This window comes from Prosthecomicrobium pneumaticum, from assembly GCF_014199915.1.
In the GTDB taxonomy this organism is placed as follows: Bacteria; Pseudomonadota; Alphaproteobacteria; order Rhizobiales; family Kaistiaceae; genus Prosthecomicrobium; species Prosthecomicrobium pneumaticum.
In genome coordinates this window covers 192857-206123 of record NZ_JACHOO010000004.1, presented here as the reverse complement: position 1 = coordinate 206123, position 13267 = coordinate 192857, and the positions used below count along the sequence as shown (strand labels likewise).

The window sequence follows — 13267 nt, the reverse complement described above, 5'->3', positions numbered from 1 at the left end:
GTTAGCCCGGCACGCCGGCATAGATGATGTAGTTCACGACGAGATAGGGCTGCATGTTGTTGTGCGCGCCGCCGCCGCCAGCACTTCCGGTCGTGGCCTGGACGGACCCGGGACCCCAATAGCTTCCGCCGTACAAGCCCGTCCCGCCGATCGGATTATCGTAGCTGTAGCTGTGCGTGTGAGACGGGATTTCGGTGGTCACGAGCGTGTGGGTCGCTTCGCCGCCGGTGTTCCCGAGCGTGAAGGTCTGGCCCCAGGCGCTCTGGCCGGCGCCCACCATCACTGTCCCGCAGAGGTTGGGGGTGTTGGTGATCAGCTTTGCGAGAGGAAAGGACGAATCGACCGGCCCTCCATCGCAGATCAGCCAGTTATACGGAATATTCGCAGGAAGAAGCGCGAAGGCGACGATGGTGCCGACGGGTATGGCCGATGTGGTCATCGGATGCTCCATGGAGAGAGGTGCTTGGAAGGAGGGAGGAAGATCGCCCTCCCGGCGAGCGGTGCGACACGCTGTTATCGCGGTGCCTCGTGCTGCGGTGGCTCTGCAGCGGGTACTGCTCCGCGGGTCGCAGCCCTGTAGGTGCACACGCCGTCCGCACAGGTCTTGTCGCCCTCGAAGGCGCCGCCGGCCCCTTTCGCCTCGCGCAGATAGGTCACCATCGCGTCGAGCGCCGCCTCGCTGGGGCGGAAATGGCCGCTGTCATTGTTGATGCTGAGAACCGTGCCGTCGGCACCGACGACCATCTCTCCGGCCGACCGCACCTGCCGGATGGAAATCAAGGTCTCATTGGTCTGCGGGTCAGCGCCATAGTCGTAGCCGGCGACACCACCATGCGTAATCGCGAGATACCCCTCGGCGATGGCCTCATCGTTCGGGACCTGGTTGTCGAAGCGGTTCACCTGACCCGACGTCGCCACCGTGTCCGTCGTATAGACCATCGGGAAAGTCTTGATGAAACGTTCGTCGCAGGTCCCGACTGTGACGAATGTCAGATCGTCGAGGAAGACATAGAGATTGCTGCTCTTGTGCCCGACGGCACCATTGAGTGTACAATCGGGTGTGGTGGTGGTGAGCGTGCCGTAGCTGTTTTCGACAACCGGAAAGTAACCGTTGAGCGGAATGAAGGACGGATTGACATAAGCGAGATTTCCATCCTTGAAATCCGCCGTGAAGAGATCCCGCTGGTAGCTGCCGAAGATGATCGCGTCGTGCTTCGCCTCGGAATCGACGAAATAGGTGCGGGCGTTGCCGATCTCCGGCCCGTTGGCCGGGTTCCTCTTGTCGTCATAGGCGTATTTCGGCTTGTTCGAGCTGAACAGCGCATCGTTCAGAGAAAGCGTGCAGTCGATCCGGTCGACATCATCGTGATAGGCACAGTCCAGCGCCTCGACGAGGACCGCGCCGACCGGTGTATCCATATTCGCCGCCATGACCTTCCCTTTGCCGGGATAGGCGAAGCGCCGGTCGCCCCACCAGTCATTGGGCAAGGGCGTGTTGGCACCGGCAAAGTAGAGCCGCGCACTCTCGACGGGCGAGCCGTCCCCCGTGCCGTCGAGAAGGCTCACCTTCATGAAATCATTGCTGCCCGAGCCGGCATCGCTGGTATTGAACGCCACCGATGTCGTTCTCGGCGGCAGGTCGCGCGGAGTCGCGAAGCGGCCAGCGTTCCAATTGGTCGAATAGCCGAGTTTTACGGTCACCTCGGCGGCCGAATTGTTGACGATGATGACCCGATAGGAGAACTCCGCCCGGGCCGCATGCCCGGAGGCGATCCAGAAAACCGCCGCGGCCAGCGGCAGCACATGTCGAGCAAGTCGCATCGAACCCTCCCGGGAACTTTATGCAACTTTGTCGTGTATATCATAGATTGTCAATCATGGGATGCTAACCGGCGCCTGCAACCCGGGCGGCCTTGCGATCGGCGCGGATCGCGCTATCCCTCGTCTTCCCCGCCCCCGGAGTTCGCCATGCCCGCGCTCGCCACCGTCGCCCTCCTCGTCCGGGACTATGACGAGGCGATCGCCTTCTATGTCGGCGCGCTCGGCTTCACACTTATTGAGGACGTGCCGCTCGGGGCGAAGCGCTGGGTGGTGGTGGCGCCCGCCGGCGGCGGCGCGCGGCTCCTGCTCGCCCGCGCGGAGGGGCCCGCGCAGATGGCCCGGATCGGCGATCAGACCGGCGGGCGCGTCTTCCTGTTCCTCGAAACGGATGATTTCGACCGCGATCACGCCGCCTTCACCGCGGCCGGCGTCCGCTTCATCGAGACGCCGCGGCGCGAGGCCTATGGTACCGTTGCGGTCTTCGAAGACCTTTACGGCAATCGCTGGGACCTGATCGAGCTGCGCGGCGCGCCCTGAGCCGGCGACCGCCCGGCTCAGCCGGCCTTCGGCCGCGTCAGGCGGATGGCCCGCGCCTCGAGCGAGGGCGTATCGAAATGCAGCGCGGCGCGAAGCACCACGGCAAGCCCGACCAGGCGCTGCGCCACCGCGTCCGGATCCGGCGCATCGTCGATCAGCATGCTGATCCGCCGTGCCTCGTGGTCGACGGCGATCACATGCCCCGTCTCGACCGCACCGCGCACCACTTCATAGGCTTCCACGTCCCAGAGCCTGTCCATACCGCACCTCGCATCCCGGCGCGGCAGGAACGGCGATGCAGGCGCTCGGTTCCGGCGATGTGCGGGCGAGACTTCCGACGGCCGACCCGCAGCGCTCGCGTCCCGACTCCCGGGACGGCCGCCGCGCCACAGGGGCGGTGAGCCGCGCGCGAAGACGTCGACCCGGAAGCGAGGCCTTTTCCCTCTCTTCCGCGCCGACCGCCGCTCGAGGGAGACGGTCGAAGACCGTCAGTCCCGCTCCTCCTCCTCCCGCTCCTCGGCGTCCTGTTCCGCCGCCGGCACATCGCGGGCGACGTCGTCGGGCAGCCCGTCGGTATCGAAGATATGAGGCCCCATCGCGCGGTTCGCCCGCTCGTCGACCTCGGGGGGCATCGGCAGATGGTCATCGGCCGGCTTTCTCGGATCGTGCGGCATTGTTGGTCCTCGCTCCAGGCTGCGCGCTTCAGGCGTGGTCCTGCGGGTCGCAGGCCTCTTCGGGCGTTTCCTCGGCCGTGCCGAGCGGAAGCGCGCCCTCCTTCATCAGGCGCTTTCCGACGCGCGCTTTCTCGGCCTCGGCCCGCTCGCTGTCCGGCTCGGGCGCGTTGGCGGCAGCCGCCTCGTTCTCCGGCAGGATCGGCGGGATCAGGGGATTGCTGGTGGTCGACATGGCGTCCTCCGTTCCGGTCGCGTGACGAGGAAACGGTGCCGTCCCGCCGCCGTTCCGCAGCGGCCTTGCGACCGGGTGGCGCAAAGGCTCAGAGATAGGCGGCGGGCTCTCTCTGGCGGTAGCCGAGCCGGTCGGACAACAGCGCGATGAGCCGCTCGGCGGCATCGGGAATGGCGGTGCCCGGCGGGAAGATCGCCGCCGCCCCCGCCGCCTCGAGCGCGGCGAAATCCTGCGGCGGGATGACGCCGCCGACCACCACGACGATGTCGTCGCGGCCGCGCGCCGCGAGCGCGGCGCGGAGCGCCGGCACGAGCGTCAGATGTCCCGCGGCGAGCGAGGAGACGCCGACGATCTGCACGTCCTTCCCGACCGCGAGATCGGCCGCCTCCTCCGGCGTCTGGAACAAGGGTCCGATCTCGACCGAGAACCCCAGATCGGCGAAGGCGGTGGCGATCACCTTCTGGCCGCGGTCGTGCCCGTCCTGCCCCATCTTGGCGACGAGAATGCGGGGCGGCCGCCCGTCGGCTTCCGCGAAGGCGGCGACCTGGTCTCGGATGCGCTCGGCGCTCGCCGCGATCGCCGGGGTCTCGGCGGCATAGACGCCCGCCACGCTGCGGATCTCCGCGACATGGCGGCCGAACACGCGCTCGAGCGCCAGGCTGATCTCGCCGACCGTCGCGCCGGTGCGCGCCGCGTCGATCGAAAGGGCGAGGAGATTGCCCTCGCCCCGCGCCCCTTCGGCGAGCCGCGCCAGCGCCGCCTCGACCGCGGCGCCCGAACGGGTCGCCTTCAGCACGGCGAGCTTCTCGATCTGCGCCGCCCGAACGGCCGAATTGTCGACCTTCAGCACGGTCGGCGGCGCCTCCGCCTCCGGCCGCCACCGATTGACGCCGACGACGATCTGCGCGGCCGAATCGATCCGCGCCTGGGTGCGGGCCGCCGCCTCCTCGATCCGCAGCTTCGGCAGGCCGGCCTCGATCGCCCGCGCCATGCCGCCCGCCCGCTCGATCTCCTCGATATGGCCGCGCGCCCGTGCCGCGAGATCGTGCGTCAGCCGCTCGACGAAGAAGGAGCCGCCGAACGGGTCGATGATCCGCGTCGTGCCGCTCTCCCTTTGCAGGATCAACTGGGTGTTGCGGGCGATCCGGGCGGAGAAGTCGGACGGCAGCGCGAGCGCCTCGTCGAAGGCGTTGGTGTGCAGCGACTGGGTGTGGCCGGCGGTCGCGGCAAGCGCCTCGACGGTCGTGCGCACGACATTGTTCATCACGTCCTGCGCGGCGAGCGACCAGCCGGAGGTCTGGCAATGGGTGCGCAGCGCCAGCGATTTCCGGCTCTTCGGCGCGAAGCGGTCGGCGACGAACTCCGCCCACAGCCGCCGCGCCGCCCGCAGCTTCGCCACCTCCATGAAGACATCCATGCCGATGCCGAAGAAGAAGGAGATGCGCGGCGCGAAGGCGTCGACGTCGAGCCCCGCCGCGACCCCGGCGCGGATGTAATCGAGCCCGTCGGCGAGCGTATAGGCGAGCTCGAGATCGGCGGTCGCCCCCGCCTCCTGCATGTGATAGCCGGACACCGAGATCGAATTGAACTTCGGCATATGGGTCGCGGTGAAGGCGAAGATGTCGGAGACGATCCGCATCGAGGGCCCGGGCGGATAGATATAGGTGTTCCGGACCATGAACTCCTTCAGGATGTCGTTCTGGATCGTGCCGGAGAGCGCCGCGGGGGCGACGCCCTGCTCCTCCGCCGCGACGACATAGAGCGCGAGCACCGGCAGCACGGCGCCGTTCATCGTCATCGACACGCTCATCTTCTCGAGCGGAATGCCCTCGAACAGGCGCCGCATGTCGATGATCGAGTCGATCGCCACGCCCGCCATGCCGACATCGCCGACGACGCGCGGATGGTCGCTGTCATAGCCGCGGTGGGTGGCGAGATCGAAGGCGACGGAGAGGCCCATCTGACCGGCAGCGAGGTTACGGCGATAGAAGGCGTTCGAGTCCTCGGCGGTCGAGAAGCCGGCATATTGGCGGATCGTCCAGGGCTGCTGGACATACATGGTCGGATAGGGGCCGCGCACGAAAGGCGGCAGACCCGGAAACCCCGCGGCAGCGGCGAGATCGCCGCGATCGGCCGCGTCATAGGCCGGCTTGATCGCCACGCCCTCGGCCGTCTCGATGCCGGCCCGCCCTTCCGTCGCGGGCGCGAGGCCGAGCGGCGGCAGGTCGATCGCGCCGAAATCCGGGATCCCGCTCATCGCGCCGGCCCTCCCCGCTCCGTCTCGAACGCCGCCGCGACACGCCCGTCCGGGCGATATTTCGCCGGCGAAAGACCCGCCGCCACCGATGGCGGCTCATCCGCCGCGGGCGGATGCGCGGTGACGCCGATGATCGCCATCCGCCCCTCCGCCACCGCGGCGGCGCGGGCCGCGGCCGTCTGCGCGAACCGGGCGGCGAGCTTGCCCGAGGCGAGGCTCGCGGCGAGCCCGCCTTCCGCCTCGATCCGCCTGAGCGCCGCGGCGCCCGCCGTCTCGAGCGCCGACGTCAGCGCCTCGAAACCGCCGGCCCCGGCGACCGGATCGACGGTGCGGGCGAGCTTCGCCTCGTGCAGCAGGACGAGCTGGGTGGTGCGGGCGAGGCGGCGGGCGCCGTCTTCCGCAAGGCCGAGCGCCGCCGTGAAGGGCAGCACCGCGATCGAATCCGCGCCGCCCGCAGCGGCGCCGAACACCGCGACGGTCGCCCGCACCATGTCGTTCCAGGCATCCTGCCGCGTCGCCATCCGCCATGCCGTCTCGACATGGAGCGCGATCGGCGCCGGCGAAAGACCCGCCGCCGTCTCGATCCGCGCCCAGAGCCGGCGCAGCGCCCGCAGCTTCGCAACGGTGAGGAAGAGATCGGCATCGGCGGCGAGGACGAAGGAGAGACGGCGCCGCGCCGCATCGATCGGAAGGCCGGCGGCTTCGAGAGCGCGCCATGCGGCGAGCGCGCCGGCGAGCACGGCGCCGAGTTCGTCCGCCTCGCCCGCACCCGCCTCGTGCCAGACCCGGCCGTCCGCCGCGAAGAGCGGGCCGGCGAGCCCGCGGGCGCACAGCGCCTTCGCCGTCGCGACGATCGCGCCCGGCTCCGGAATGGGTCGGCCCGCCGCGAAGGCGGCGCCGAGGGGATCGAAATCGAGCGCGACCGACAGCGCCGCCTCGTCCTCGGCCGCCGCGGCGCCGAGCCCGGCCACCGCCGCTTCGCCGGCGAGGCCGGGATCGATACGAATCAAGCACTTACCGCGCAACATCGGCCGCAGCAAATTTGCGAGCGCTTCGGCCGGAACCCCGAAGCCGCGGGCCGAAGCGGCTCCCTCCAGCACGAGGGCGATCCCGTCCGCGCCGCCCTCGATCGCGACTTCCGCCGCCGCCGCGGCCGCCGCGCCGTCCGGATGGTCGATCCGCTCGAACACCCGCCACGCACCCGGCCGCCGCTCTGCGGAGCCGAGCGGCACCGTATCCGCCGCATCGTAGAGCGGTGCGATCGGGATGCCGTCGAGGGTGTGCGCGACGAGGCTCTCGAAGGGCGCGCCCTTCAACGCCTTCGCCACCTCGGTGCGCCAGAGAGCGGCCTCGGGTCGATCGGGAAAGCTCGGCTCGGATGCGATCGCGGACATGATGGCCATTCTAGCGCGCGATCGGTCCGGCGCGAATAAGCCTTCCGGCGGGGGCCACTCAGCCCGTGCGCCGGCCGCCACCCCAGCCGAGGAGATGGACGCCGGCGAGCAGGATCGGCCCGAAGGTCAGCGCCACATCGGCGAGGTTGAAGACGAACAGGCTCCGCTCGCCGAGATGCAGATAGAGGAAGTCGACGACATGGCCGTAGAGCACGCGGTCGACGAGATTGCCGACCGCCCCGCCGAGGATCAGCGCGAAGCCCACCGTCGCGAGCCGGCCGCCCTCGGTCGCACCGCGCCATATCCACAACACCGCGACGGTGATCACCGCGGTGAGCACGATCAGCGCGAGACTGTCGAGCCCGTGGCCGATCGAAAACGCTATCCCCGTGTTGTGGATGAGGAGGAGCGACAGGAGCCCCGGCACGAGGTCGGAGGGCACGCCGTAATCGAGCACGCGGCTCGCGATCAGCTTCGCCGCCTGGTCGAGGAGGAAGGCGGCGAGCGCGACGGACAGGCCGAGCCGGGAGAGCGGGCCGGGAATGCGGGCGGTCATAGCGCGAGGCGCTCCCGTCGGATCTCGTAGAGCATGATGCCGGTCGCGATGGCGAGGTTGAGGCTGTCGGCGCGGCCCTCCTGCGGGATGCGCACGAGATGGTCGCAGAGCCCGGCGAGCGGATCGGGCAGGCCCGATTGTTCGTTCCCCATCAGGAGCAGGGTCGGCCGCTTGCCGTAGCCTACGGCGCGATAGTCCTCGCGGCCCGACAGATGCGTGCCGACGACGATCCCCGGCCAGGATTTCCGCCAGGCGGCGAACTCGGCCGCGCTCATCCGCGCGAGCGGCACGTGGAAGACCGAGCCCATCGTCGCGCGCACCGCCTCGACGCCGAACGGGTCGACCGTGTCGCCGACGAGGATCACGCCGTCCGCCCCGACCGCATCGACCGTGCGGATGATGGTGCCGAGATTGCCGGGATCCTTGATCCCCTCGAGCGCCACCCAGACGCCGCTCCGGCCCGGCTTCACCCTCTCCCGGCCGATGAAGCGCTGCTCGAACACGCCGACCACCATCTGCGGGTTGTCCCGCCTCGTGATCTTCGAAAGCACCGCCTCCGACACTTCGAGCACGGTGCCGCCCGACGCCTGCGCCCGCGCCGCCACCTTGCCCACCACGGCATGGCCGGCGACCTTGGCGCCATAGACGAGGATCCGGATCGGCCAGTTCTCTTCGACCGCATCGGCGACGAGCTTCATCCCCTCGGTGACGAACAGGCCCGAGGCCTTGCGGTTCTTCGGCAGGGCGAGCGCCCGGATCTCCTTGATGGTCGGATTGGTGAGGCTCGTCACGGTCTTGACGGTCACGACGTTCACCCCCCGGCCCGGCCCTTCCCCACGATGGGGGAGGGAAAAGGGCGCACGGCTTCAAGATAGGCGCCCGCGATTGCGGAGCGGCAAACCCCCTCCCCCCTTGTGGGGGAGGGTAGGGGTGGGGGGAGGAGACGCCGCACCGCGCTACACCCCGCCCGCCGACCAGCGCGAGAACAGGGACGTCGAGAGCGCCCGTCCGCCGCCCTCCTCGCGGATCAGCAATTCGCCCGATTCGAGCGTGCCCGTGAGGCCGGAGAGCACCTCCGCGGTCAGTTCGTGCACCGCCATGAAGGAGGCCCGGATCGAATAGGCCGAGATGAGCAGGAACAGCGCCCGGTCCGAAAGGAGCGCCCGGCACAGCCGCATCATTTCCGGCAGATGCTCGAAAATGTCCCACACCTCGCCCTTCGGCCCGCGGCCGAATTTCGGCGGATCGAGGATGATGCCGTCATAGCGGTTACCGCGCCGCACCTCGCGCTCGACGAACTTCATCGCGTCGTCGACGATCCAGCGCACCGGCAGTTCCTCCATGCCGGACAGTGCCTGGTTCTCGCGCGCCCAGCCGACCGCCTTCTTCGAGGCATCGACATGCGTCACCTGCGCCCCCGCCGATGCGGCGACGAAAGAGGCGATGCCGGTATAGCCGAAGAGGTTCAGCACCTTGAGCGGCCGCCGCGCGTCGCGGATCAGCTTCGAGAACCAGATCCAGTGCGTCTCCTGCTCGGGGAAGAAGCCGACATGGCGGAACGCCGTGAAGCGGCCGAGGAATTTCACCTCGCCGTCCGGCCACCGCCAGCGCATCGGCCAGGTCTCGGGAAGCGGCGTGCGATAGCGCCAGCGGCCGTCCGCCTCCTCGTCCTTGCCGCCGGTGAAGACGGCGTCGGCGCGCTCCCATTCCGCCTCGCCGAGCCGCGGCGACCACAGCGCCTGCGCCTCGGGCCGGACGATGCGGTAGGGGCCATAGCGCTCGAGCTTGCGGCCATGGCCCGAATCGAGGAGGGCGAAATCGCGCCAGCCGGGCGTCTCGAGCATCACCGGCCAGCGCGGAGCCGGGGCGTCGTCGGAGGGGCGGGCGGGGGGCGTCGTGCGCATCGCCCGGTTCATAGCCGGGGCCGCGCCGGAAGCCAATCGGCGGGCTGCGCCAAAAGGTGAGGCCCGCGCCCCCTTGCTCTCGGCGCGGCGGGGTGCAACCTTCATTGTTCAAAGGAAAAACTGCGGCCGCGGTCGCGGTGCGAGAGCCGGGTCGGCCGGCCGACTGAGGAGTTCTGACATGGAGATGACCGGCGAATATCGCATCCCGGCCCGCCGGGAGGTGGTCTGGGCCGCGCTCAACGACCCGGAAATCCTCAAAGCCTCGATTCCCGGCTGCGAACTGCTCGACAAGACCTCGGACACGACCATGACCGGGCGTGTGGTTGCCAAGGTCGGCCCGGTCAAGGCGACCTTCAACGGCGACGTGACGCTGCAGAATCTCGATCCGCCGGCCGGCTATACGATCAGCGGCGAGGGCAAGGGGGGCGTCGCCGGCTTCGCGAAGGGCGGTGCGGACGTGCGCCTCGTCGAGGACGGCGACGCCACCGTGCTGTCCTATGTCGTCAAGGCGCAGGTCGGCGGCAAGCTCGCCCAGCTCGGCGCGCGCCTGATCGATTCCACGGCCAAGAAAATGGCCGACGAGTTCTTCGGCAATTTCGCCGCCCGCGTCGGCGCCGCTGCGCCCGCCGCGGCCGCGCCCGTTGCCGAGGCGGATGCGCCGCTCGTCGAGGCCCCGCCGCTCGCCGGCCCGGCGCCGGCGGCGCCCGAAGGCACGCTCCGCCACGCCGCGCAGGAGATCGAGGAGGCCGCCCGCGAGGCGGAGGAGGAGATCGAGGTCGCCGCCGGGCGCGGCTTCCTCGGCGGCCCCTATGTCTGGGGCCTCCTGGCGCTCGTCGCCGTCATCGTCGTCATCGGCCTGATGACGCGCTGACCGCGGCGCGACGGATCGCACGGATCGAATGAGGGGCGCCGGCGCGACGGTCGCCCGAAAGAAGGAGGAAATGGCATGGCGAAGGTCAGTCTGACGGTGAACGGCAAGGCGTTGACCGCCGAGGTCGAGGACCGGACGCTGCTCGTGCAGCTGCTGCGCGACGTGTTCGGCCTCACCGGCACGCATGTCGGCTGCGACACCTCGCAGTGCGGCGCCTGCGTGATCCATCTCGACGGCCGGGCGGTGAAGTCCTGCACGCTGCTCGCCGCCCAGGCGGACGGCGCGGCGGTGACGACGATCGAGGGCCTCGCCGTCGGTGACGAGCTGCATCCCGTGCAGGCCGCCTTCCGCGAGCATCACGGCCTGCAGTGCGGCTTCTGCACGCCCGGCATGATCATGAGCGCGGTCGACATGATCAACCGGCTCGGCGGCCCGCTCGACGAGGAGACGATCCGCCACGAGCTCGAAGGCAATATCTGCCGCTGCACCGGCTACCACAACATCGTCAAGGCGATCGAGGCCGCCTCGGCGCAGATGGCGGGCCTGAGCCAGGCGGCCGAATAGCCGGGCGACGGAACGAAAGACGCGTCATCGAAGACGGCGCGGGAGGGCGCCGTCTCCGTCCAGGTTCAGGGAGGAACGAAGGATGGGTGTCGAAGGCATCGGCGCACGGGTTCTCAGGAAAGAGGACAAGCGCTTCATCACCGGCCGCGGCCGCTACACGGACGACATGGCCCCGTCGAAGACGGCCCAGGCGGTGTTCGTCCGCTCGCCGCACGCGCACGCCCGGATCGTCGCGATCGATACGAGCCGCGCCAAGGCCGCGCCGGGCGTCATCGACGTGCTGACCGGCGCAGACCTCGCCGCCGACAAGATCGGCGGGCTGATCTGCGGCTGGATGATCCATTCGAAGGACGGCACGCCGATGAAGGCCGGCGCCCATCCGGCGATCGCCCGCGACGTCGCCCGCCATGTCGGCGACCAGGTGGCGATCGTCGTCGCGGAGACGAAGAACCAGGCACGCGACGCCGCCGAGCTCGTCGACGTCACCTATGAGGAACTGCCGGCGGTGGTCGACCTCGCCCGGGCGACCGATCCGGACGCGCCGCAGATCCATCCGGAAGCGCCGCGCAACATCATCTACGAATGGTCGCTCGGCGATGCCGCGGCGACGGACGCCGCGCTCGCCCGCGCCGCCCATCTCGTCACCCTCGACATCGCCAACAACCGGCTGGTGCCGAACGCCATCGAACCGCGCTCGGCGATCGGTTCCTACGATCCCGCCGAGGAGCATTTCACCCTCTACAACACCTCGCAGAACCCGCATGTCGCGCGGCTGGTGCTCTCGGCCTTCGTCGGCATCGCGCCGGAGCACAAGCTGCGCGTCGTGGCGCCCGATGTCGGCGGCGGCTTCGGCTCGAAGATCTTCATCTATCCGGAAGAGACCGCCTGCCTCTGGGCCTCGAAGCGGATCGGCGGCCGGCCGGTGAAATGGACGGCCGACCGCTCCGAATCCTTCATGGTCGACGCCCATGGCCGCGATCATCTCACCCATGCGCAGATGGCCTTCGACGCCGACCATCGCATCATCGGCTTCAAGGTCGCGACCCGCGCCAATATCGGCGCCTATATGTCGACCTTCTCCTCCTGCGTGCCGACCTATCTCTACGCGACGCTCCTGTCGGGCCAGTACGACATCCCGGCGATCTATTGCGAGGTGGACGCGATCTACACCAACACCGCGCCGGTCGACGCCTATCGCGGCGCCGGCCGGCCGGAGGCGACCTATCTCGTCGAGCGGATGATGGAGACGGCGGCGCGCGAGCTCGGCGTCGATCCGGCCGAATTGCGGCGGAAGAACTTCATCCGCACCTTCCCGCACCAGACCCCGGTGATCATGGCCTATGACGCCGGCGATTACGACGCGACGCTCGATGCCGCGCTCGCCGCGGCCGACTATGCCGGCTTCGGCGCCCGCAAGGCCGAGGCGGCGCGCCGCGGCAAGCTCCGCGGCATCGGCCTCTCCTGCTATATCGAGGCCTGCGGCATCGCCCCGTCGGCCGCGGTCGGCTCGCTCGGCGCCGGCGTCGGTCTCTGGGAATCGGCCGAGGTGCGCGTCAATCCGGTCGGCACGGTCGAGGTGCTGACCGGCAGTCATGCACACGGCCAGGGCCACGAGACGACCTTCGCCCAGCTCGTCAACGACCGGCTCGGCATCGGCATCGACAAGATCGCGATCGTCCATGGCGACACCGACAAGGTGCAGTTCGGCATGGGCACCTATGGCTCGCGCTCCGGTGCGGTCGGCATGAGCGCGATCGTCAAGGCGCTCGACAAGGTCGAGGCGAAGGCGAAGAAGATCGCGGCGCACCTGCTCGAGGCGGACGAGAGCGACATCGTGATCGAGGACGGCAAGCTGAAGGTCGCCGGCACCGATCGCGAGAAGAGCTTCCTCGAGGTGGCGCTCGCCGCCTATACCGGCCATTCGCTGCCGGCCGGCATGGAGCCGGGCCTCAAGGAGGGCGCCTTCTACGATCCAACCAACTTCACCTTTCCGGCCGGCACCTATGTCTGCGAGGTCGAGATCGATCCCGGTACCGGCAAGACGGAGATCGTGCAGTTCGTCGCCGCCGACGATTTCGGCAAGATCATCAATCCGATGATCGTCGAGGGCCAGGTCCATGGCGGCATCGCGCAGGGCATCGGCCAGGCCCTGCTCGAGGAAGCGGTCTACGACCGGGAGAGCGGCCAGTTGATGACCGGCTCCTATATGGACTACGCCATGCCGCGGGCGGACGATCTGCCCTCCTTCCGGCTGATGACGACCGAAACGATCTGCCCGGGCAATCCGCTCGGCATGAAGGGCTGCGGCGAGGCGGGCGCGATCGGCTCGCCGCCGGCGGTGATCAATGCGATCACCGACGCGCTCGGCATTCGCGACATCGCCATGCCGGCGACCCCGGCGCGCGTCTGGGAAGCCTATCGCGCGGCGGCGCCGGCAATGGCCGCGGAATAGAGAAG

Annotated in this window: 14 protein-coding genes; 4 read left to right on the top strand and 10 right to left on the bottom strand. The window is 69.3% G+C overall.

What is annotated here, in order from left to right:
* Window position 1 precedes the first annotated feature (1 nt).
* Window positions 2–439 (bottom strand): phage tail protein, encoded by a 438-nt coding sequence (locus GGQ63_RS11280; RefSeq protein ID WP_183855815.1) that lies wholly within the window; start codon window positions 437–439, stop codon window positions 2–4.
* A gap of 74 nt (window positions 440–513) precedes the next feature.
* Window positions 514–1821, bottom strand: coding sequence for a hypothetical protein (locus tag GGQ63_RS11275; RefSeq protein ID WP_183855813.1), 1308 nt, complete (start codon window positions 1819–1821; stop codon window positions 514–516).
* 147 nt (window positions 1822–1968) lie between these two features.
* Here GGQ63_RS11275 and GGQ63_RS11270 point away from each other — a divergent pair, with 147 nt between their 5' ends.
* Entirely contained in the window at window positions 1969–2358 is a 390-nt protein-coding gene (locus tag GGQ63_RS11270; RefSeq protein ID WP_183855811.1) for a VOC family protein, read from the top strand.
* A 17-nt stretch (window positions 2359–2375) separates the two neighbouring features.
* Here GGQ63_RS11270 and GGQ63_RS11265 read toward each other — a convergent pair whose 3' ends face one another.
* The 8 genes from GGQ63_RS11265 to GGQ63_RS11230 all read right to left on the bottom strand — a co-directional run bounded on the left by GGQ63_RS11265 (window position 2376) and on the right by GGQ63_RS11230 (window position 9480).
* A complete protein-coding gene (locus GGQ63_RS11265) occupies window positions 2376–2618 on the bottom strand; it encodes a hypothetical protein (protein WP_183855809.1) in 243 nt (80 codons plus the stop codon).
* Between the two features lie 228 nt (window positions 2619–2846).
* Window positions 2847–3032 (bottom strand): hypothetical protein, encoded by a 186-nt coding sequence (locus tag GGQ63_RS11260; protein ID WP_183855807.1) that lies wholly within the window; start codon window positions 3030–3032, stop codon window positions 2847–2849.
* 28 nt (window positions 3033–3060) lie between these two features.
* Window positions 3061–3264, bottom strand: a complete 204-nt coding sequence (locus tag GGQ63_RS11255) for a hypothetical protein (protein ID WP_183855805.1) — start codon at window positions 3262–3264, stop codon at window positions 3061–3063.
* 88 nt (window positions 3265–3352) lie between these two features.
* Complete coding sequence (gene scpA / locus GGQ63_RS11250) at window positions 3353–5521, bottom strand: methylmalonyl-CoA mutase (protein ID WP_183855803.1); 2169 nt, start codon at window positions 5519–5521, stop codon at window positions 3353–3355.
* Window positions 5518–6915, bottom strand: a complete 1398-nt coding sequence (locus tag GGQ63_RS11245; protein WP_183855801.1) for a methylmalonyl-CoA mutase family protein — start codon at window positions 6913–6915, stop codon at window positions 5518–5520. Before GGQ63_RS11245 ends, scpA begins: the two co-directional genes overlap by 4 nt.
* Before the next feature lie 58 nt (window positions 6916–6973).
* Window positions 6974–7471, bottom strand: coding sequence for a signal peptidase II (gene lspA / locus GGQ63_RS11240; RefSeq protein ID WP_183855799.1), 498 nt, complete (start codon window positions 7469–7471; stop codon window positions 6974–6976).
* Complete coding sequence (locus GGQ63_RS11235; protein WP_183855797.1) at window positions 7468–8286, bottom strand: TrmH family RNA methyltransferase; 819 nt, start codon at window positions 8284–8286, stop codon at window positions 7468–7470. The genes lspA and GGQ63_RS11235 overlap by 4 nt, the downstream gene beginning before the upstream one ends.
* A gap of 141 nt (window positions 8287–8427) precedes the next feature.
* On the bottom strand, window positions 8428–9480 hold the full coding sequence (locus GGQ63_RS11230) for an RsmD family RNA methyltransferase (protein ID WP_425502073.1): 1053 nt from the start codon (window positions 9478–9480) through the stop codon (window positions 8428–8430).
* Window positions 9481–9553: 73 nt separating this feature from the next.
* On the opposite strand from GGQ63_RS11230, the gene GGQ63_RS11225 reads away from it, so the two are divergent.
* From GGQ63_RS11225 to GGQ63_RS11215, 3 genes are all read left to right on the top strand, one after another.
* Window positions 9554–10246 (top strand): SRPBCC family protein, encoded by a 693-nt coding sequence (locus GGQ63_RS11225; RefSeq protein WP_183855793.1) that lies wholly within the window; start codon window positions 9554–9556, stop codon window positions 10244–10246.
* A gap of 75 nt (window positions 10247–10321) precedes the next feature.
* On the top strand, window positions 10322–10810 hold the full coding sequence (locus GGQ63_RS11220) for a (2Fe-2S)-binding protein (RefSeq protein WP_183855791.1): 489 nt from the start codon (window positions 10322–10324) through the stop codon (window positions 10808–10810).
* Window positions 10811–10892: 82 nt separating this feature from the next.
* On the top strand, window positions 10893–13262 hold the full coding sequence (locus GGQ63_RS11215) for a xanthine dehydrogenase family protein molybdopterin-binding subunit (RefSeq protein WP_183855789.1): 2370 nt from the start codon (window positions 10893–10895) through the stop codon (window positions 13260–13262).
* The last annotated feature ends 5 nt before the right edge of the window (window positions 13263–13267 follow it).

Excerpts from the sequence above, each read along its gene's own strand:
- GGQ63_RS11260 (WP_183855807.1), bottom strand. The coding sequence starts at position 3,032 with ATGCCGCACGATCCGAGAAAGCCGGCCGATGACCATCTGCCGATGCCC.
- GGQ63_RS11245 (WP_183855801.1), bottom strand. The coding sequence starts at position 6,915 with ATGTCCGCGATCGCATCCGAGCCGAGCTTTCCCGATCGACCCGAGGCC.
- scpA (WP_183855803.1), bottom strand. The coding sequence starts at position 5,521 with ATGAGCGGGATCCCGGATTTCGGCGCGATCGACCTGCCGCCGCTCGGC.
- GGQ63_RS11270 (WP_183855811.1), top strand. The coding sequence starts at position 1,969 with ATGCCCGCGCTCGCCACCGTCGCCCTCCTCGTCCGGGACTATGACGAG.
- GGQ63_RS11280 (WP_183855815.1), bottom strand. The coding sequence starts at position 439 with ATGACCACATCGGCCATACCCGTCGGCACCATCGTCGCCTTCGCGCTT.
- GGQ63_RS11220 (WP_183855791.1), top strand. The coding sequence starts at position 10,322 with ATGGCGAAGGTCAGTCTGACGGTGAACGGCAAGGCGTTGACCGCCGAG.
- GGQ63_RS11225 (WP_183855793.1), top strand. The coding sequence starts at position 9,554 with ATGGAGATGACCGGCGAATATCGCATCCCGGCCCGCCGGGAGGTGGTC.
- lspA (WP_183855799.1), bottom strand. The coding sequence starts at position 7,471 with ATGACCGCCCGCATTCCCGGCCCGCTCTCCCGGCTCGGCCTGTCCGTC.
- GGQ63_RS11230 (WP_425502073.1), bottom strand. The coding sequence starts at position 9,480 with ATGAAGGTTGCACCCCGCCGCGCCGAGAGCAAGGGGGCGCGGGCCTCA.
- GGQ63_RS11275 (WP_183855813.1), bottom strand. The coding sequence starts at position 1,821 with ATGCGACTTGCTCGACATGTGCTGCCGCTGGCCGCGGCGGTTTTCTGG.
- GGQ63_RS11265 (WP_183855809.1), bottom strand. The coding sequence starts at position 2,618 with ATGGACAGGCTCTGGGACGTGGAAGCCTATGAAGTGGTGCGCGGTGCG.
- GGQ63_RS11215 (WP_183855789.1), top strand. The coding sequence starts at position 10,893 with ATGGGTGTCGAAGGCATCGGCGCACGGGTTCTCAGGAAAGAGGACAAG.
- GGQ63_RS11255 (WP_183855805.1), bottom strand. The coding sequence starts at position 3,264 with ATGTCGACCACCAGCAATCCCCTGATCCCGCCGATCCTGCCGGAGAAC.